Annotated in this window: 27 protein-coding genes; 1 reads left to right on the forward strand and 26 read right to left on the reverse strand. The window is 64.1% G+C overall.

Annotation, left to right across the window (positions count from 1 at the left end):
* Positions 1-353 precede the first annotated feature (353 nt).
* On the forward strand, positions 354-869 hold the full coding sequence (locus tag E4Q08_RS08215; protein ID WP_248594789.1) for a DUF1631 family protein: 516 nt from the start codon (positions 354-356) through the stop codon (positions 867-869).
* 90 nt (positions 870-959) lie between these two features.
* Here the strand turns inward: E4Q08_RS08215 and E4Q08_RS24545 are convergent, their stop codons facing one another.
* From E4Q08_RS24545 to E4Q08_RS08345, 26 genes are all read right to left on the reverse strand, one after another.
* On the reverse strand, positions 960-1,130 hold the full coding sequence (locus E4Q08_RS24545; RefSeq protein WP_248594777.1) for a phage virion morphogenesis protein: 171 nt from the start codon (positions 1,128-1,130) through the stop codon (positions 960-962).
* A 13-nt stretch (positions 1,131-1,143) separates the two neighbouring features.
* Complete coding sequence (locus E4Q08_RS08225) at positions 1,144-1,485, reverse strand: phage virion morphogenesis family protein (protein WP_169070018.1); 342 nt, start codon at positions 1,483-1,485, stop codon at positions 1,144-1,146.
* On the reverse strand, positions 1,482-1,769 hold the full coding sequence (locus E4Q08_RS08230) for a hypothetical protein (RefSeq protein ID WP_169069980.1): 288 nt from the start codon (positions 1,767-1,769) through the stop codon (positions 1,482-1,484). Before E4Q08_RS08230 ends, E4Q08_RS08225 begins: the two co-directional genes overlap by 4 nt.
* A complete protein-coding gene (locus E4Q08_RS08235) occupies positions 1,766-3,022 on the reverse strand; it encodes a phage head morphogenesis protein (protein ID WP_169070019.1) in 1,257 nt (418 codons plus the stop codon). Before E4Q08_RS08235 ends, E4Q08_RS08230 begins: the two co-directional genes overlap by 4 nt.
* Positions 3,019-3,222: a hypothetical protein gene (locus E4Q08_RS08240; RefSeq protein ID WP_169070020.1), complete on the reverse strand. Its 204-nt coding sequence runs from the start codon at positions 3,220-3,222 to the stop codon at positions 3,019-3,021. Before E4Q08_RS08240 ends, E4Q08_RS08235 begins: the two co-directional genes overlap by 4 nt.
* Positions 3,219-4,826: a DUF935 domain-containing protein gene (locus tag E4Q08_RS08245; RefSeq protein ID WP_211203357.1), complete on the reverse strand. Its 1,608-nt coding sequence runs from the start codon at positions 4,824-4,826 to the stop codon at positions 3,219-3,221. The genes E4Q08_RS08240 and E4Q08_RS08245 overlap by 4 nt, the downstream gene beginning before the upstream one ends.
* A complete protein-coding gene (locus tag E4Q08_RS08250; RefSeq protein WP_211203358.1) occupies positions 4,823-6,391 on the reverse strand; it encodes a hypothetical protein in 1,569 nt (522 codons plus the stop codon). Before E4Q08_RS08250 ends, E4Q08_RS08245 begins: the two co-directional genes overlap by 4 nt.
* Entirely contained in the window at positions 6,388-6,930 is a 543-nt protein-coding gene (locus tag E4Q08_RS08255; RefSeq protein ID WP_169070021.1) for a DUF3486 family protein, read from the reverse strand. The genes E4Q08_RS08250 and E4Q08_RS08255 overlap by 4 nt, the downstream gene beginning before the upstream one ends.
* 1 nt (position 6,931) lies before the next feature.
* Positions 6,932-7,252: a VpaChn25_0724 family phage protein gene (locus E4Q08_RS08260; protein ID WP_169070022.1), complete on the reverse strand. Its 321-nt coding sequence runs from the start codon at positions 7,250-7,252 to the stop codon at positions 6,932-6,934.
* Positions 7,245-7,661 (reverse strand): hypothetical protein, encoded by a 417-nt coding sequence (locus tag E4Q08_RS08265; RefSeq protein WP_169070023.1) that lies wholly within the window; start codon positions 7,659-7,661, stop codon positions 7,245-7,247. The genes E4Q08_RS08260 and E4Q08_RS08265 overlap by 8 nt, the downstream gene beginning before the upstream one ends.
* The gene (locus E4Q08_RS08270) at positions 7,651-7,881 is read right to left on the reverse strand and encodes a TraR/DksA C4-type zinc finger protein (protein WP_169070024.1); all 231 of its coding nucleotides are present in this window, start codon (positions 7,879-7,881) and stop codon (positions 7,651-7,653) included. Before E4Q08_RS08270 ends, E4Q08_RS08265 begins: the two co-directional genes overlap by 11 nt.
* Positions 7,878-8,189 (reverse strand): phage fiber-tail adaptor protein, encoded by a 312-nt coding sequence (locus tag E4Q08_RS08275; RefSeq protein WP_169070025.1) that lies wholly within the window; start codon positions 8,187-8,189, stop codon positions 7,878-7,880. The genes E4Q08_RS08270 and E4Q08_RS08275 overlap by 4 nt, the downstream gene beginning before the upstream one ends.
* Complete coding sequence (locus E4Q08_RS08280) at positions 8,177-9,580, reverse strand: hypothetical protein (protein WP_169070026.1); 1,404 nt, start codon at positions 9,578-9,580, stop codon at positions 8,177-8,179. Before E4Q08_RS08280 ends, E4Q08_RS08275 begins: the two co-directional genes overlap by 13 nt.
* Position 9,581: 1 nt before the next feature.
* Positions 9,582-10,211 (reverse strand): hypothetical protein, encoded by a 630-nt coding sequence (locus tag E4Q08_RS08285; RefSeq protein ID WP_169070027.1) that lies wholly within the window; start codon positions 10,209-10,211, stop codon positions 9,582-9,584.
* Between the two features lie 4 nt (positions 10,212-10,215).
* Entirely contained in the window at positions 10,216-10,752 is a 537-nt protein-coding gene (locus E4Q08_RS08290; RefSeq protein ID WP_169070028.1) for a hypothetical protein, read from the reverse strand.
* Positions 10,753-10,766: 14 nt separating this feature from the next.
* Complete coding sequence (locus tag E4Q08_RS08295) at positions 10,767-11,282, reverse strand: phage tail fiber protein (protein ID WP_169070029.1); 516 nt, start codon at positions 11,280-11,282, stop codon at positions 10,767-10,769.
* Between the two features lie 149 nt (positions 11,283-11,431).
* Entirely contained in the window at positions 11,432-12,106 is a 675-nt protein-coding gene (locus tag E4Q08_RS08300) for a hypothetical protein (protein ID WP_169070030.1), read from the reverse strand.
* On the reverse strand, positions 12,078-12,620 hold the full coding sequence (locus E4Q08_RS08305) for a phage protein GemA/Gp16 family protein (protein WP_169070031.1): 543 nt from the start codon (positions 12,618-12,620) through the stop codon (positions 12,078-12,080). The genes E4Q08_RS08300 and E4Q08_RS08305 overlap by 29 nt, the downstream gene beginning before the upstream one ends.
* Positions 12,617-12,907, reverse strand: a complete 291-nt coding sequence (locus E4Q08_RS08310; RefSeq protein ID WP_169070032.1) for an HU family DNA-binding protein — start codon at positions 12,905-12,907, stop codon at positions 12,617-12,619. Before E4Q08_RS08310 ends, E4Q08_RS08305 begins: the two co-directional genes overlap by 4 nt.
* The gene (locus E4Q08_RS08315; protein WP_169070033.1) at positions 12,904-13,440 is read right to left on the reverse strand and encodes a host-nuclease inhibitor Gam family protein; all 537 of its coding nucleotides are present in this window, start codon (positions 13,438-13,440) and stop codon (positions 12,904-12,906) included. Before E4Q08_RS08315 ends, E4Q08_RS08310 begins: the two co-directional genes overlap by 4 nt.
* Positions 13,441-13,636: 196 nt before the next feature.
* Entirely contained in the window at positions 13,637-14,008 is a 372-nt protein-coding gene (locus E4Q08_RS08320) for a hypothetical protein (protein WP_169070034.1), read from the reverse strand.
* Positions 13,996-14,331 (reverse strand): hypothetical protein, encoded by a 336-nt coding sequence (locus tag E4Q08_RS08325; RefSeq protein WP_169070035.1) that lies wholly within the window; start codon positions 14,329-14,331, stop codon positions 13,996-13,998. Before E4Q08_RS08325 ends, E4Q08_RS08320 begins: the two co-directional genes overlap by 13 nt.
* Position 14,332: 1 nt before the next feature.
* A complete protein-coding gene (locus E4Q08_RS08330) occupies positions 14,333-14,530 on the reverse strand; it encodes a hypothetical protein (RefSeq protein WP_169070036.1) in 198 nt (65 codons plus the stop codon).
* Positions 14,527-15,789: an AAA family ATPase gene (locus E4Q08_RS08335; protein WP_169070037.1), complete on the reverse strand. Its 1,263-nt coding sequence runs from the start codon at positions 15,787-15,789 to the stop codon at positions 14,527-14,529. Before E4Q08_RS08335 ends, E4Q08_RS08330 begins: the two co-directional genes overlap by 4 nt.
* The gene (locus tag E4Q08_RS08340) at positions 15,783-17,579 is read right to left on the reverse strand and encodes a DDE-type integrase/transposase/recombinase (RefSeq protein WP_169070038.1); all 1,797 of its coding nucleotides are present in this window, start codon (positions 17,577-17,579) and stop codon (positions 15,783-15,785) included. Before E4Q08_RS08340 ends, E4Q08_RS08335 begins: the two co-directional genes overlap by 7 nt.
* Positions 17,580-17,594: 15 nt before the next feature.
* Positions 17,595-18,443 carry a hypothetical protein gene (locus tag E4Q08_RS08345; protein ID WP_169070039.1) on the reverse strand — a complete coding sequence of 283 codons (849 nt, stop codon included), beginning with the start codon at positions 18,441-18,443 and terminating at the stop codon, positions 17,595-17,597.
* Positions 18,444-18,451 lie beyond the last annotated feature (8 nt).

The following is an 18,451-nucleotide window of genomic DNA, read 5'->3' on the forward strand; positions in this document are numbered from 1 at the left end:
CATCCTCGCAGCTTCTCGGAAAGCCCGCCTTGTGCGGGCTTTTTTTGGCTGCCTGCCGGCGGCTGAAACCATCCGCCGAAAAAGGGAACACCCTTGCAACTGCCTTGCTTTATCAAAGTTCTTGCTATAGATTGAAGGCGTGTTATTTGGTGCCCAAACGCAAATCGATGATGGTGGGACCACCAAGCTAACCGAAGCAAAATCCGAACACACGAATCTCCTGTATGAGTTCTCTGCCCGAGATTGACCCGTCGGGTTTCGAGGCGGTTGCTTGCCGCGTCATCCATGCTTCTGCGCTATCGTCCAGCAGGTTTGGCACCGCGCTTTGGCCCTAGCGGCAAGGAGAATTGGCGATGTTAGTTCCCGTTGACAACGTAATCCGGTTTCCCGAAGCAACCCGGGGGTCGACCACCGAGCTCGATCGTCCCCAGACCCTCGTCAAGGCACGCGACCTGATGGCTCAAAAGCTTTGCGATGCCCTGCGTTCATTGCTTCCCCGACTCGAGGAGGAACTCCTCGCCCGCGGCGACGCCTCGACTGGACGCTTGCAGCGGGAGCTGTATTACGGCACACGAGACGTGCTCCATGAAAAGGCACAGCTCCTTGAAAGTTGTCTGGCAAGCGCATGGTTGAAACTGTGTGAATCATGGCTCCAGCCTGCTGACAAAGCCAAGGCATCTCGCGCCATCAGCGAACCGACGGAGCTGCAATTGCTCGATTTCGGCGCAATGGACCAGGAGCTGGCGGTCAAGGCAATCGCGTCCCGCCTGCAAAGTGCTTGCGACGAAGACCTGTTTGGCGCCGGTCATCGGCTCGCCTTTCTCTGTGTGTGCACGAGCACGATAAATCAGGAGGGAATTGCGCGATAAATGCAGGAAGAGGCGGAATGAAGTGGGGCTTGGCGGGATGAACTTTGCAAAAAACTTCCGCGTAGGGGAACGGTATGAAAGCCGGTAAAATCACACACGAGAATCAAGATAGTCCTGAAGAACGAGGATGATCTGCTCGATAAGGGGTGCGGGAAGACCTCTCTGCGCGTCCGGAAAAAAGGGGCGCGCCGGGATGTCGCCCCAGAGGTGCGGGAACCGCGCCTTGGTGCCGCCGAACTGCTGCATGGCGGCGTAGTTCATCGAGGGTCGGACATCAACGGCGTGGCCGAGGACGCTGTGGTGAAACTGGGTCGAGAGCTGGCCTTCGCCGATCAGCGGCTTCTTGCCGGTCAGCAAGCTCTGCCCCCCGCGCCGACACGGTGCCTCGGCGCGTAAAATTCTGGGTGTTGGAGTGCAGCATCGCGCGCAGCGTCGAATCCTTGTTCGGCTCCCAGGGGGTGCCGTAGGGATCCTGCGAGACTTCAAACCGATCCTTGGTGAAATCGACGATCCGTACACCGATTGCATCCAGGGCTGGCGTCGGATCCTGGAAGCGGCGCAACAGGCGGGTCAGCTCGGCGTGGACGCCGGTGTCGGTGAGGGTGATCTGGATCATGGCCGGTCCGGATTCTTCTTCAGGAACTCGGGAATCTCGTAGTACGCAGCCGGGTGGTCGACGAACGGGCGTTCTTCGTACTGGATTCCCTGGTCGCCGGGAAAAGGTTCGCGGTGCCCGCGATAGGCCCACCACAGTTCGTCCGGGATGCCCTTGGGAAAGGCGGCGCAGGTGCGGCGATTCGGCAATTCCAGGTGCCGGCAATGGCGGCAGGTGGCGGATGTCGATTCAGTGCTGCGCGTGCCGTCAAGGCGGTTCGGGATTTCGTCGTTGTCAGGGCTCATCGGGTCGTCCTGGGTGTGCGGGAGTAGCCGATATTATGCGCTGCATTGAACTCGGTCCAGATCATGTGCTCGCGCAGCACGTCGTACTGATCCTGCTGGATCATGCCGCTCTCCCTGGCGTGATTGAGTCGCTGAGTGACCTCTTCCTGGATGGACGACCATAGGGGCTGCATCTTCGCCCATACCTCCGGTCCCCAGAGTTCGCCAGGCGGACGCGCCAGGCGATAACGATAGAGCCGGTCGACGACGTGCATTTCTGCCAGGTCGTGCCAGATGGCCAAGTGCACATCTTCCACCGAAAAGGACTGCGGAACACCGGGGTGATTGTGCAGCAAGACCTGCCCCGGCAGTTGTTCCAGCTCGTCCGGAGAAAGCTCGACGGCACTGGCATTGCCGGTCTTGTGCAGCCTCTGCTGGCCGGCGGCGTTGAAAACGAACAGGTGTTCTACCTGCGCTCCGGCGATGCGCTCGGCCGCCTGGTCGAGGGTGTCGTCGAGCGTGCGGCGTTCGGCGAGCCTCTCCGCATCCCCCGCCAGCGCCCGCCCGATCGGTCCCGGAAGCGTCGCCACCTTGCCCGTCACCAGCGCCTTGAGTTCGTCGGCGACGCTGGCGCCGGGGGTATAGGCGAAGCCGCGGTCGATGCCCTCTGTATCCCCGGCGGCGGGCGCGTTGGCCGGGCCACGGCCTTCGGCGATGGCGCGCAGGTAGTCGCGCTTGGAGACGGCCGTGATTCGACAGTGGCAGCCCCAGCCGTTAGGCGGAAAATGCGCCTTCCAGAACTCGTGATCATGCGACAGCGTCAGGCCGTTCCAGGACTGATGCAGCGGCCGCGGGTGCAGGATGCCGTCGGCGTGCTTGTACTGCCAATAGGGCAGGATCTTGAGCAGACCGGGGCTGGTGAGCTGCTGGTATTGTCCGGCGGCATAGCTAGTCGCCATATTGGTCTGGTAGATCACCTTGGTCCGCCAGGCAACACCTGCCTGGCTTCCCTCGCCGGTCCACCCGGTCCAGCCGTGGCGGGCCACGATTTCCTTGAAATCCTTGCGGAAAACGTTCAGTCCGACGCCGCTTTCGCGGGTTTTGAGGATGGCGGCATTAAGATCGGCGAGCAGGTCGGCGGCCTGCGCGCCGGCGACAATGAATGATTTGTCGTGCTCGGCTTCGAGAATGTCATCCCAGCGCTGGGTCGAAAGATTGAGCTTGCGCCGGAAGAACTCGAGCTGCTCCGCGAAGGGCTGGTGATACGTACTCATCCTTTTTCGACCGGCTGCCATGTGGCGCCGTCCCAGAATTTCAGCAGGTTTCCGCGGTCATCGCAAACGCGGCCGGCGATGTGCTCCCGGTAAATTGCGCCGATCCGACGGTCCTTTTTAGCGCCTTCGCGGATCATGCCCATCGTCACCTGGTTGCGCGGAAACTTCGCCCAGGCCATCGGATCGGAAGGGCCGATCATTGCGCGTGACCCTGCCGATCCCTGGTCGCCTCCTCCTGCACATCGGCGATGCCGGCCAGCGCGGCCACCGCCAATCCTTGCGCGAGGACGGCACGCAGATCGGCGAGCGGCAGGCCGGCGTAGGCGGTGAGGATCATTTGTTGCAGCTCCTCGAGGCTGCTGGCGGCATGGACGATCGACTCCAGATGGTCGATGACCGCCTGCCAGGCGTCTCCGGCCTCGATGGCGAGGCGATCGGCCAGCGCGATCGCGGGGGGCGGGTCTCCATCCCCGGATACCTGCGGCGACTGCGCAGCGAGCGCGGCACGGGTGGCGGCGGACAAGCCCGGCGTCGCCCCGCCGTCCAGAACGGGCGGCTTCGCGACGAGCACCTCCTCTCCCTCTTGCGGCGCCGGAATATGCAGCTTCTCGCGCACCCAGATGGCCGGAATCTCCATCATGGGCGCCAACTTGGAAAGCGAATCCGCGTACGAGACCAGATCCTCGGGCTGCGATACATCGAATACCAGCCGCGGACAACGCCGCAGGTTATCGATCCCGCCTCGATTGAGCGAGAGCAAGGGATACACCAGATTGCAGGTCAGGGTCCCCGCCACCTGTCGGGCATCCGCCTCCAGGATTTCGTGTCGAACCGAATCGTGAACCTTCCCCAGGGCATTCGTCGACGTCTTCCCATCCGCCTGGCTGGTCAGCGTCGCGCCCAGGAGGCATTTGCTGACCGATTTATCCGCCCAATCGATCATGGACAAGTGCATCTGGTCGCCAGCGGTCGCCGCGACCTTCATCAGCTCGACGCTCATATCCGCCGGCATGATCGCCCGCGCATCGTGTCCAAGTGCCGTCACTGCGGCCAACAAGCTCGACTTCTCCGCCTCGGAAGCCCCGTTAAAGTACTTTCCGACGATCATCGGCAATCCATACGTTTCGAGAAACTCCGCAAAGTCCCCGATCGCGTAGCTCTTGTACAAGAACGGCCAAACCAGCACCCTATGCAATCCCAGGCGACCCAGATACCCGGTTTTCGCCTTCCCGTGCTGATGCAATATCCAGCCAAACGGGAGCAATTCCTGCCCTGCTGCGCCATCTCTCAAAACGATCGACGAACGGTCGCGCGATAGCTGAAACCACTCCTGCGGCCGCGGATGGAAATTTGGCAACAACTCCGATCCCACTTTGCTCCAAGCCAACTCGATCGCAGCAAAACCGTGTCCCACGCCATCCATGCACGCCAGCAGCAGGTCCTCGAAATCGTCCATCCCATCCTCGATCGCCTCCTTGCACCACGCAGCAGAGGATTTTTCCGACGCGGTCGCATTCCTCGGCGGAACGATATCCCAACTGACCCCCAACAGGGCCATTTTGCGCTTGTTCATTTCCGCCATCAGGTGCGCATCACGTTCCTCCATATCGGAAAACAGGCGATGCTGATGAAAAAGATCCCCGGAATCGGCGTACCGCAAGACGCTCGCGATGCTGGCCGGGGAGATTCCCCCGAGCATCGGCACCAGGAACGGGTTGGCCAGCGTCTGAATCCGGCTGGTCTGCGGATCACGCAGCATTCCCACATCGATGGGAGAACCGTACTGATCGACAATTCTGCTCATAGCATGTGCCTCGAAGGAACGAAGGATTCCTCGGCGTCTCCCCATCCGCGCCGGGGAACCGACTCGAAACCGTCGCAACGGCCCGGCAGCGATTCGCAGCGCAATGCGTAGTTGCCCAGGAAGAGAGAAATCGCAAAGTCCCCGTGCCGCTGTTGCGTCGATCCGGACGAATTCCCGGCTCGTTGCGTCGGCACACTGGGCAACTTCGGCACGCCGTTGATTCGCCGGAGCGCCCGCAGATCATCCCGGCAGGCATCGTCGCGGGGGAGTCCGTCGAGCGTCGCATCCTCCAGCGACGCCTTGAACCTCGCCATTTCCGCCAGATAGAACGCCTCGGACAGCTTGACCTGCTCGATGCGCGAAACGCCGTAGCGATCCGCCGCGAATTCGGCCAACGCCGCCCCATTGCCGCCTGCATCCATCGCCCCGCGGCGCATCCTGGGCACCCGATCGATGACGAACGACAGCACTTGCTCCTGCTGCCGGAACGGACCGTTGCCCAGTTCCACAATGATTTTCGGTCGCTGCACCAGGTCCTGCCCCTCCTCGATCACCGTCAGCACCGTCAGATCCGAGATCCGCGCGAAATCCAGCCCGAATCCGTGCCAGCGCTCGGCATCCAGATCGTCCAGCACTGGCGCCAGCACCTCCCTGCACCACTCCAGCACATCGCGCGCCCGCTGCGGCTCCGGGAGCAGCCCGAACGACGGATCAAACTGGCGCCGCAGCAACGCCGGGCCGGCTTCACCCGGGCGCACCATGCGCGATTCGATCAGCGCCAGCGGAAGGAACGCCCCGCCGCCCTCGCTCGGCACCACGTCGAGTTCCTCGGCCGCCGTATCGCCGTACATCGCATAGATCTTCTCGACCCACGCCGCTTCCGTCTTGTCCTGGAGCCGCTCGCCCTGGATCAGCGCCACCCGCTGATACAGCCCCTGCGCCACCGCCTCGCGGAAAGTCGTGCGATGCAGGGAATACCCCAACCGGCCCGCACGGATGTCCTCGACGATCTCGTTGAACGGATTGCTGGCGCCGTTATGCGAACTCAGCAGGCGCACCTTGCCGCCCCAGATCAGCATCGCCAGTGCCGCCTTCATCAGCCCCGGCAGATCATCGTGGAACGCCGCCTCATCGATCGTCACCCGCCCCTGCTTGCCGCGAATCGACCGCGGCCGGCTCGACAGCGCCAGAATCTTTTTCCCCGACGCGAAATCGATCCGGAATGCCTTGATGTCGCGTTCCTCGTCTACATACACCACTTCCCCGAGCCACGACACCGCGAAGGAAAATGCCTTTGCCCACATCGCGCAGTCGTCGACGTACTCCCGAGTCATGTCCTCGCTGTAGCCGATGTACAGCGCGTCCTGACCGCCCTCGGCGGCCGCCGTCAGCACCGCTTGCGACGCATCGCACCACGACGCGCCGATCCGCCTGGACTTCTCCCAGACCGCCACCTCGGCGGAATCCGCCACCCAGGCCTGCTGATACGGCAGCAACACGGCCGGCGTGGCCGGCCCCGGAGCTGCGGTCCGCATTCTTGGCCGTCCGGCCGGACGGCCGGTCATGCCGTAATCCCGAGAATCTCTCGGCGGATCACCTCGACGGTATCGGGCGTCAGCCCCCCCCGCCGCGCAGCTTGTTCACAGGCATCGGCCGCCGCCTGGCACTTCGCTTTCAGTTCCTCCTGCCATTTGCTCAGCGCCACCTGCAGGCGGCCCACGTCCGAATGCGCCCGTGCCACCATCGAAATCGACTTCGCCGCTTCGGCCGGGTCCGAATCTGCCGTGCGCAGGGCGATCGAGATGCGCAGCAGCTGCTCCTGCAGAATGCCACTCGTCGCTGCCAGCACCTCGCCTTCGTCGCCATCGTTCTTCACCGCCCGGGCAAGCGCCCGCGTCCGCCGAACGTCGGCCATCGCATCCTCGAAATCCGCCTCCAGCGCGGAGCCGTGGCGATGGATGGCACTCTTGCTGATCTCGAATCCCTGCTCGCGCAACCACCTCGCCAAGCCTTCGTACCCGCTGAAATTCGACTCCACCAGGCGGCGATTCAGTTCGTCCCGGACATCTTCCGGGAGCATCGATACCGACGATCGAGAGGCCATCTCATCTCCCCGGAAGCGGTCTGGCGATTCCCGGCACGATCGATCTCCCCGCGGCCACGTCCAGCCCGCTCTCGGTGATCGTCGCCAGCGTCACCCCCAGCTCGCCGCCAGCGCGCTGGGTAACGACCAGTCCCGATTCGTTCAGTCCGGCCAGAATCGTGCGCAGCACCGCATGCGAGCAGCTCAGCCCATGGCTGACCAGGTGCGTATGCAACAACCCATCCGTCGCCGTATATTCCGGCGCATCGGCCAGGCAGCGCAGCGTTTCGAGGCGACATTCCTGGCGCACCCGTTCGGCGAAGTCCATTTTCGGTTCAAACATGGGTTCCCTTGTCCAGCAAGTATTGGTTGATCATCTGTATGGTGTTCTGCAGAGAATGCACCGTCCCGCTCAACTGGTTGGCGATATCCGATACATTGCCAATCGCCTCGTACAATCGCGCCAGATCGACACGCGTCGGGGTGTCTGAAATTCTTGTCCTCATGTCTTGCATGTGATCATCCACCCGCCTGCGCCGGCCTTCCAGATCTGCGCGAACCGCGGCAAACTCGGTGTTGATCGCACTCCTCAACGCCCCGATATCCGCGTTCACCGTCGATCGTAATTGCACGATCGCCTCCTGCGTCACCTTGTTTCTCCGGTCCCAGATCGTGAAACCCGTATGGCAAGTCACCACGATCAGCAGAGAGAAATCGATCCAGTTCCGGATCATCGTCAGTTCATCGAGCATGCCTTTTGCTTTCCTGAAATTGTTGACAGTCGATGCATCGCGTGACCCCAGGGTAGGCCGATCGGCGTAATTCCGGGATCGGATCACCGCAATTGACGCACACCAGCGCCGAATCCTCAACCGTCCGGCCGGTCAGACCAGCCCGACGCTGCTGTTCGAACAACGAGTCAAACAGCATCTCGGCTGCGCGCTCCGTCGCTCGGTCGTACACGTCGCTCATGCCATCCGCACCGGTAAACTCGCCGCGCGTACCAGGATTCGCCCGCTCGAAAACGTTGCGACGCAGCGCAGCCGGTAGTTCACGCCGTCCAGGCCCGCGTGGAAAGGCTGCAGCACCGAGCTGCCGCTGATGGTCGGTGTGCCGTTGAGCACCGCCGCCGGATCAGGGTCGACACCGGAGAGCACGCTGCAGCTCACGCTCATGCCGGTGATGGTCTCGCCGGCCTGAACCTCGTTCGCGTAGTAGAACTCGGCGACGAGGGCTTCTTCCGGGTCTTTCGCCGGCCAGGCCGATCTCAGGGAAGACATGCCCGATAGCTCCTGGTAAACCCCGATGCGCGGTATCTCGGGTCGGCGATCCAGCCAATCCCCGAGTCACTCATCAGCACAGCGATCGCCAGCGCCGACAGGACCGCCGCCGCCGATAACCGGATCTGCGTGGACAGCGTGCCAGTGGCGATCACCTGCGCGACGGCGGCGGCGGACAGGCCACCGCTGACGATCAGGTCGCCAGTGGCGTTGCAGACGGCCACGGCGGCTCCGGAGAGCCGGATGGCCGTCGTCAGCCCGCCCGCGCCGGTCACGAAGGCGGTGGCGTTGCCGGCGATCGGAATGCCGGTGGTCAGCGTGCCGGTGGCGGTCGCCGAAGCGATCGCTCCGCCGGATAATCCCTGCGGAGCCGTGGTGAGTCCAGCACTGGCCAGCGCCTGCATCACGGCGGCTCCGGACAGTCGGATCTGCGTGGTCAGCGCGCCCGTAGCGCCGGCCTGCGCGAGAGCGGCGCCGGAAAGCTGGAGGGTGGTGGTCAACACGCCGGACGCGACCGACACCGAGGCGGCGCTGCCCGATAGCGGGATCTGGGTGGTCAGCGATCCGCTGCCCGTGACCTGCACGACCGCGGCCCCGGAAAGTGGGATGCCGGTGGTCAGCGATCCAGAGGCGGATGCCTGCCCGGTGGCGGACCCCGCCAGTCCGGCGGAAGCTTCGGTCGGCTGATCGATCCACAGACCAGCACTCTCGAACAGATCCCACGGGTTGCGCGTGAATGCGCGCTTCTCCCCAACCGTCAGAAACCGGTTCCAGATCGCAACCAGCAGCACCCTGGCAGTAGTCGCCGTGATATCCGGGTTGTTGAGATAATACCCGGCAGTAGTCAGAGAGGGTCCCGCGGCACCGGCCTTTCCGAGGATCTCCCCGTTCACAAGCGTGTCGATATCGGCGCCGTTGGCATGGCTGCCGATGAACGTATGGAATTTGCCATACGCCGACGATACGGATATTGCCCGGGAGCTGTTGCTTACGGTCGATTGCATCCCCATCCATCCGTTATTCACGATATAGCCGATCTGGATGTTTCTGGTGCCATCGAACAGCCGGATGACAGGCCCGACCGCAGACGTGCCGTCCGGAATCACGATCGCGGCCAGGGTATACGTACCGCTCAGGTCGGGCAGATTGGGCGGCATTCCGCCCATGTCGATCACCGTGGAAGCGGTGCCGTCCAGGCTCCAGGATTTTCCCTTGGACGTGAGCGCATGACGAATCCCCGCCGACGCCCCGACCCGTCCGCTGACCAGGTCTCTGAGCCCGCAGCCGGGACAGATCAGCGACACCAGTCCTCGCGTCAGCGGATTACGTTGATTGATCCCGACCGCACCGACGGGTTGGACGATGCGATTGGTGGAGAGAATCAGCGGCATGCTAGGCGGTATTGGCGCTGTCCGCCGTGACCAGCCAGGCGATACAATCCACCGTCTGCCCGGATGCGGCACTGGCGGTATCGACGACCAGCCGCACCCGCACTTGCCCGGACACATCGAACGGAATGGCGAATACCTCGGCCAGGTCGGTGACATCGATCCCGTTGGTATGCCCACGAGTCAGCGCTTCTTCGAGGCTCAGCGTATTCGAAGACGTCGATTTCGCACGGCACCACTCGCTGTTTGCCGGGGTACCCGTCTCGCGCAGATAGACCAAATCGCCGGCAGTAAAGCCGGTGGCGCTGGTCAGGGTGAATGAGGTATCCCCGGCGTCGCACGCGGCGTCGTTCAGCGTGGTCTTGCTGGCGGCGGTGCTCCCATTGGCCGACTGCCATTCATACAGGGGGGCCCACTCGTCGTTTCCGCTGGTTTTCGCGGACCCGTCAATCCGGAATCGGACATTATTGGTCAGCGCGTTGGCGATGGTCCGGCCCATTTTGACGTACGCCGTGGCAGGTCCGAGCTTGGTGGAGACATCCACCGCGCTACCGACGGTAATCGTCGCCGTGGCGCATTGGGTATGCGCCAGCAGGACGCTGCCGGCGGTCTTGTTCAGGGTGGTGGTGGTCATGGAACTATCGCAGCAGAGACGCTTCGGTCGGCGTGACCTGGCCTTCAAAAACCAGATCGCTTGGCGTGGTCGCTGTCCCGGCGCCGCTGGTCAGGATTTTTTCCGCATTTGTGGCGTTCCGCTGGATGATCAATTTGACCGCCGGCCAGCCGCCATTCCGCAGTGCGCCACTGGTGCCGGTAGGCAGATCGGTGAGCGCATCCTGCAGACCAGACCGGATATTCGACCGGCCGGTCGACAGCGTTTCACGGCCCTGGATCAGGATCTGCAGATTCAACTGCTTGGCCTGCGCTGCCAAGGCACGGTTGGTGAACGTCGCGGTGCCATCCGGGGTATCCACGGGCGTCAGGCTCCCCCACGTAATCGCGTCGCCGATCTTCTCCGTCGACGTGGTCGTGTTCCAGACTTTGTAGGCTGGCGAGGCGACGGCATTGCACCAGGCGGCAATCGCGTAATCGTCGCCCGTCACCCGAGCGGCATCGAGGGTCGGTTCCGCCAGCACCGCGGTGCGGAGCGTGGTGATTTGGTTTTCGGTGAGCATGGGTTTGGGACTCCTTAGTTGTCGACCTGTACGGTCAGCGCACCCGCGGAAAAAGAGGGCGCGGCGTCGCCGTTGTTGATGGTCTTGGCGGTTGTCAGGTTGAAGCACAGCCAGGCATTTCCGGAGGAGCTGGCATCCCAAACGCGCACGCTGGAGACAGACCCCCAGTTGGCCGTGGGCGCCGGAAACGTGATCGCGTTGTTGTTGCTGGTCGTGCCGTTCGTGCCGCTGCTGGCCGTCGTACTGCCGGCAGACTGCGTGCCGGCCCAGTTCGCCAGCGAGGACGTGACCGCGACGCGCGTATACGATCCGCCGGCCACTTCAGTGCCGCTGCCGGTCTCGCCGCAGGCGACCGTATCCAGTCCGAAGTACCAGCTCGCCGGGATGCCGCTCGCCTGACCGCGGAACAGGTAGTCGACCAGCTTGTTCTCGGCATAGTCCGTAAAAGACCCGGCGACCGCGGGCTGGAAGAAGAACGTCAGCAGCGCCCACAGGAAAAGAACGCATCGAGGAAAGAGGGAAGAGTGCATGAGAGAAACTCCGAAGGATGGTGAACCATTCCAGCATACGCGCGCGCGCAAGCTGCTGTAGGGGGGAAGCGCTTCGACACGCCCAACAAAAAGCCCCGCACGGGGCGGGGCTGGGGGCGGACATTACGCCCAGGTAGCGGATCGTCTTGTCAATCGCGCTCGGGCCTCTCCGCCAACGGCCAGGCCCCCGGCTGCGGCAGATGGCGCCCCTGCGCCTCGTGGGCGCCGTCGATGGCGGCGCAGACGACATCGATCGGTAACAGCGCTGCGGCATACAGCGTAAGGAACAGGTCCGGCGCCGGCTCGACCGGGATCGGGGTTGCGGGGGGATGATTCATTCCTTCTCCTCCAAAAAAAAGACTGGATTGCCGCGGACGCTCACTTCGATCGCCCCGGTTGCAGATCAATTCCACGGCCCGGCTGGTGATCGGAGCGAACACCAGCCCGACCTCATAGACGGCCTGCCGCCCAGAAAACTTCTCTACCTGCGTCAGTCGGTCGAAGAGCGCGCGCATCCGGCGGTCCCGCAGCTCGTCGCGAGCCGCCTTGCAGACCGGAACCGACAGCGCTTCCCCGCCAAAGCGCGCAGCCAGGGCCACCATCTCCGGCTCGCCGATCAGCTCGGCCAGTTCCGCCCAGCGCCGGGCGCCGGCCGGGTTCGCGTCCGCGTGCCGGGGCACCACGAACGTCACCCCCGGCCGCTCGTTCAGCAGCGTGCACGCCGCCTGCGCCCCGATCGTCTCGATCAGCGCCAGCGCCGTTTCGGGCAGCAGGCTACGAACGGCCTCGCAGTCCTCAGGCGTCAGCCGCAACCAGCTCGACACGGTTCTTCACCCGCCGGATGTGGGTCACCAGCGCCACCACGATGCGCCGCAGCTCAAACTCGTCGCACATCGGCAAGGGCTTGTCGACCGCGGTCGCGCCCAGGCCCGCCATCTGCCGGGCGATCCCCTCCACGTACGCCACCTGGCGCCCGCGCGTGACGGGGAGCGAGCGCATCAACATCAGGATCTTGCGCAGCAACGGCTGCCGGGAAACCGCGGCGCAATCGACAAAGGCCCACTCGTGCTCCGGCCGCGCCGGCATCGGCTGCAGCGGTTGACCATCCGCCCCCTTCGGGACAAAGCCGATTCGCCGCAGATGCGCCAACGCCGCGCGCAGCCGCGGCAGCGACAATTGCGTCGACGACTGCACCAGGAACGCCTGCTGCAGGTACGCGCGCCAGGCGTCGTCGCTCATCTGGATCTCACGACGGCCGACATGGATCAGCCGAATCAGCGCCGCGCGGTCCTGGGTGCCGTCCGGCTTCGCCGCTGCCGGCAGGGTCTTCGTGCTCATGCCTCCCCCGCTCGAAAGTCGATCTCGGCACGCAGCCGCCGGTTCGGACGAAAGTGCACCGCATGCGGTGCGATATACCGTTCCGGCAGATGCGGCGCCAGGCGTACGAGCCGCTCGACGCCCACCTGGCGCACCTGCATCCGGCCGAGGCCGGCGAGCTTGACCACTTCGTGATCCGACAGCGCGCCAGCGATCACCGCCAAGGCCGTCCGCACGCAATCCTCGACCGATTCCCTGGGTTGCTCGGTCATCTGCGCGACGATTGCAATCAATTCCGGGGTGTTCATGAGACCCCCCGAGCCGACAGTTCCACCTCGAACGGCGTCACCACAAAATCTTCCAGCTGACTGATCCGGATCCCCGGCACGCCCGCCACCGCGCTGGGTTCGTTGAGAATCGCCTCGCGATTGATTTCCTCTTTGACGCGGAGAAATCTCGTCAGACCGAGGCTGCGCAGCGAGAACATCACCGACTCCTCGCCCGTGATCCGCACGCTCGGCGGCCGCGTCCGCCACGACACCTCCCCGGTCGTGAACTGATGCGTTTTCACTTTGCCCTGGGCCGTCAGTTCCAGGCGGTTGGCCTCGCAGAAGGCCTGTACGCCCCGCTGCGCTGCCTCGATGCGCCGGCGGCAGGGTTCGGCGAGCTGCTCGTATTCCTCCTTGATGCGCGCCATGGCGTCGTTCATCTCCACTTCCATGAGGGTGATTTCGCGGCTGTCGATGCCAATGCCCGCGATCAGATCCGACACCTCTTCGCGCGTTTGCGGAACGATTGGTGCGGCTACGGTTTTGAGACGGGTCTTGCTCTTGTGGACCATGAAGTTCTCCTAGAGAAAAAGTCGGTAGGGGGTATCGTCGACATTGGATACAGATCTGATTTCGCTGCGGCACCGTATGCAGCGTCGAATTCCCGCATGGGCGGACAGAAAAGTCTTCCCACAGCGCAGGCAGACACGGTTCGCGGGCCGCTGGTTGGCGAGCTTCAAGCTACTCGGCGAAGAGGGTTCGGCCATCTCAATCCTCCCGTTCCGCGTTGCGCCAGGCAATCGACCAGGACAGCCCCAGGAACTTCCAGAGGGCCACCGCCCGCCAGAACCGCACATAGGCGAGGAGTGCCCGGACCCCGCTCGCGACGATCCGGCGATAGAGCGGCCGACCCGCGACGACGAGCAGCCCAATCACCAGACCCATCCCCACGAGCAGCCCCCGGCACAGCATCGCCAGCAGATACCCGGCCCATCCGATCCATTTCGGAAACAGGGCCACCAGTAACCCGACACTTACCGCCACCCAGACCACCGTCCAGAAGCCCGACGGAAAGAGGGGCCAAGCCATGGCCAGCGGAACCATCTTTGCGCCCAGCAGCGCCGTCTCTACCCCAGACATTCGATTTCCTCCCACTCGATGCGCGTGCCATCGCGGACGGCGAACCAGGTATACACCAGCGTCTCGCCCACCCGCTTGCGCTCCCGCCAGGCGCAATCGCCAGCGAACAGGCGCCACAACAGCGGCGTGAACGCCACGCGGATCACCCCGTGCGTGGGAGAGATGGTCAGGCGCCGGATCTGCACACCGATGGCCGTCAGCCAGCTGGCCAGGTGCAGCGCACCGTCCATGCGGCGAGACAGACACTGCAATTGCGCGGCCTGGCGCACCCTGGACGCGTCCGAATCCGGACGCAGCGAACGAATCTTCTTCCAATTTCCCATCTCAATCCTCTTTCCCATAAACGTGATACCCCTGTGCGGCATCGATCCTGGTTCCCACCCGGTGCATCACCTCGACCGCCCGGATCAGCAAGTTTTTCCAGGCGTCCGAGGCGCAGCGGTTTTTCATGAAATCCAGTTCGGACGCCACATGCGCCAGATCGGCGATGTCTTCCCGGCAAATCTCCGGCCTCATGGTCATGGCATCGACTCCCGCACCGCCTTCACCAGACCCGCCGTCACTCGCGGCGCGCCCAGCGACGCCGCCTGGTTGATTGCCGCCGTCAGCAGGTTGTTCGCCACCAGCGGGTGCGTCAGCGAGATCACCTGGGTTTCGGCCGCGCTGCTGCCGTAGCGCTGGGTGATCGTCAGCGCCTGCATCAGCGCGTCGACGGCGGCCGGCTCGACGATCGCCGACAGGTCCAGCCCCGCCGCCTGAAAGCGGTGCTGCAGGTACTCCCCCAGGCACGGGCCCAGCGGGGGCAGCGAGACGATCTGGCAGCGCTGCGTCACCTCGCGCACGGCGCTGCGCCGCTCGTCGAGCTTGTCCCGCAGCTCCGGCTGGCCGATCAGCAGGATCGTGATCAGCCAGCCCATGCCATCCTTCAACTCCAGAAAGCGCTTGAGATGCTTGAGCGTCGGGATCGCCAGCGCGTGTGCCTCCTCGATGATCAGGAGGTGATGCCGGCCGCTTCTCCGGCTTTCCACGAGGCAGGTCTTCACCTGGTGAAAGCGAGCCTCCGGGCTGCGCTTGGGCGACTCCCCAGGGGACACCTCGCGCAGGATGGCTTCGGCAATGTGGTCGCTGAGCAGACGCCTGCCTTTCTGGTCGCTATCCTCCATCGCCAGCACATAGGGCGCGATCAGCACGACCGCCTTGCCCTCCATGCGCAGCCGTTCTTCCATCTCCTCGCGCAGGGTGCTCTTGCCGGCCCCGGACTCGCCGATGACCGCCAGGAACCGGGTATTGCCGAGCGCCACCTGCCACATGGATTCTCGAACGTAGCGCAGGTCGCGGCTCAAATACACCTCGCTCGCCTGCCGCGGATCGTCGAACGGGTCCCTGAAAATGCTGAACTTGCGGCGTGCCGCCTCGCTCAGCGTCTGTTTACGGAGTAACATTTCGCTCTCAACCTCCTGTGGTTGTGTTGTAGTACCCGACGGCGCCGTGCGGATACGCGGTGCCGTCCCCTCGTTTGCCGGATCGCCCGGCGACTTTCCCGGCCCGCCCACCTCGGGCGTTTCCGGCTCAAAAAAGCAATCCTCCAGTTCCGACTCGACGACGCCCCACCCGCGCAGCGCCGCGAGAACCATCGAGCGCAGCGCGCGGCGCTCGGTTTTCTTGGGATACTGCCCGCGCTTGACCAACAGATTGATCGCCGCCGGGGAGAGGTGCAGGTGGCGCGCCAGCCTCGCCTGCGAGATCCCATTGCGCTGCAATACTTCGCCCAGAATCAACATGCCTTACGTTCCCCTTCCTGCGCCTCGGCCCCGGCGATCGCCGCCTGCCACTGGGTGGCGAGATTCCGGAATTGCGTTTCACTGATCCCGTCGGAAAATCGCTGCGTGATCCAGGCGTAGTGCTCCGGCCGCCAGTCGTCCCCGAGCAATGGCTGCATGCGCAGGCAGGCCGTCGTGGCCGACATCAGCGATTCGCTGGCTGGCGTCCCCACGTCGATCGCCGTACCGGACAGCGGCAGATACGTCGGCACCGGCACCTGGCGGACGTCGGCAAAAGGATCGATCTGCCCGCCAAAGGCGATTCCCCGCTGTCCGCCCTTGCCCTTGCGCGTCTTGGCGATCTCCAGCGGATCGTCGGAACCCCAGGCCGAGCGCAGCGCCGTCTTGCGGCTCCGGTCGATGAAGGTATCGGCCTGCGACTTGAACTGCTCGCCGAACACCGCCGCGGAGCGGTCAAAGCCAAACTCGGTCTTCGGGATCGGCGAGCGCCGGTGGCGGACTTCCTGGCCCTCGCCGTTCACCGTTAACACGTCGATATCGGGCGCCGTGTAGGGGCTGCTGACGACCAGCACCTTCTCGCCAACTGCCGCGCCCGGGATGCCAGCCACCGAATAGGTCTGCGCATCCTGGCCCGGCACGGCGAAGTGGATCTGCAACAGCGTATCCACCACTCGCAGGACCGGCTCGGCCATCACCAAGGCCCGCGTGACTTCCGGCCCCCCTTCGATCACCCGCAGCGCACCCGGAAACTGGCTGATCTTCATCCAGCCGTCAAAGCGCGTCAGCTGGGTGCGCGTATGCACCGCCCGCGACTGAAACGCCGCACTCCACAAATTCGCCAGCTCGTTCAGGTGCTCGAAATCCCGCACGCGCTGCGCGTGCAGCCGACCCTCGAACTGGTGCTCGATGTGGTTGTGCATCGACTCCACGGCCCCCTTGGCGCGCGGGTTCTTGGCCTTGTGCACCTTGACCTCGATGTCCAGCGCGCGCGCCAGCGAACGGAACACCTGCGACGCCTGTGCGCTGCCCGGGTCCACCATCAGGATCTTCGGCACGCCGTAGAACGGCCGCCCGTGGCGCGGGTGAAAGGCGGGAATCAGGAAGTCCAGCAGGTTCTGGGCCGACTCGTGCCCGGCCAGGTACTGCAGGTGGAACGCCCCCACGCAATGATCCACCACCAGGTAGCGCTGCACGCGCAACTGAGAGACGCGTTCGAAGTTGTGCGGCTTGTTCTTGTTGAACGCCGCTTCCTCGCAGATCTCCATGCCCCCGTTGCTGAGGTAGAACAACACGCAGGTCGACACGTCCAACTGCCAGACATGGTTCGGGTGCAGCGACTGCATGGCCTGCCCGGGGGACTGTCGCATCAGTTGCCCGGGATGGCAGCCCATTGCCCGCATGGCGCGGGCGATCGTCGACGGGTGCGCGCTCGTCCGGCGCACCTCGCCGGTTACGAGATCCGGCTGTGCGTTGGCGTTGGCGATGTCGCGCGCCATGGCAATCGTGGGCAGCACCTTTCCGGTTTCCCGCGCGCCGGCGATTTGAATCGCCGCCATCTGGCGCACCTGGTCCTCGGTCAAGGATTTCAGCTGGCCCGCGTCCGACCGGCGCTTGCGCTCGCCGCCGTGGCCCGCTTCGCGCATCCAGCGCCACAGCGTCTGCACCGAAATCCCGAGTGTCTCGGCCATCGACTGTACCCGTGGAGTCCCCTGGCCGTGCGGCAATTCAGGGAGTTCGGCGGCGAGCTGCAGGACCATCGGCAACTGCACCTGGCTAGGTGGCATGATCATTACTCCTCCCTAGGCCTATTGGGTGTCAGTCGGCTGCCGCGTCCAGCTCGGCGTGATGATCTCGTCGAAATCTACCCCGATACCGAACGTGAGATAAAGGTTCGAGACCTGCTGCGCCAGCCAGGCCGCCGTCTGCGTCCCGTACTCCTGCTCATCCGCGTCGCCATGCTCGCGTGAGGATTGCAGCACCAGTCCGAAATCGTTGACCGCGGTCAGGATCTGGAGCGCACTGGACTGCACGGCGGCCATTCGCGCCCGGCGCTTCTCGGCCACGTCCTGTTGTGCCTGGTCGGGCGTGTAGCACGTGCGGGCGATCTCCTTTTCACGCAGCGCACTGTTGTCCTCCTGTACGGACTGGATCACCGCATCCTTGGCGTCCAGGGTGTTCTTCAGCTCGCGCAGCGCCTTCTTCAACTCGCTGACACTCATCCGGTCGATTTTGTCAAGCTGCTCCGGATGCTCAGCCAGGTCATCGAGCGTGCGTTCGTCGAGCAACGCCAATTCATACACTTTGGACCGGTCGAGCGTCAGCAAAGGTTTGCGGTGGGCGTGGCCGAGAAACTTCAGGGCCACTTCCGCCAGGCGGTGGGCGGTCGCCGGCGACAGGCCGATCGCCGCAATGGCCTCGCCGTAGCGGCCACGCCCGAGTTCGCGAAAGCAGCACACCGCGCGGCCGATTTCCAGCATTGCCTCGGTACTCTCCTTGACCATCCTCCGCGTATCGGCAATCAGATGATCCAACGTGGTTCCCTGGTATCCGTAGCGGTCGAGCACCGTGCGGATTTCGCGCTCGCTGGCGGCCTGTATCTGCAGCGCTTCGACGCCGATTGGAACCAGTTCCCCGCCTTGTTCTTTGTTTTCCATTTTCTGCT

Origin of the sequence: Candidatus Accumulibacter contiguus (assembly GCF_012940005.1) — a bacterium.
Classification (GTDB): Bacteria; Pseudomonadota; Gammaproteobacteria; order Burkholderiales; family Rhodocyclaceae; genus Accumulibacter; species Accumulibacter contiguus.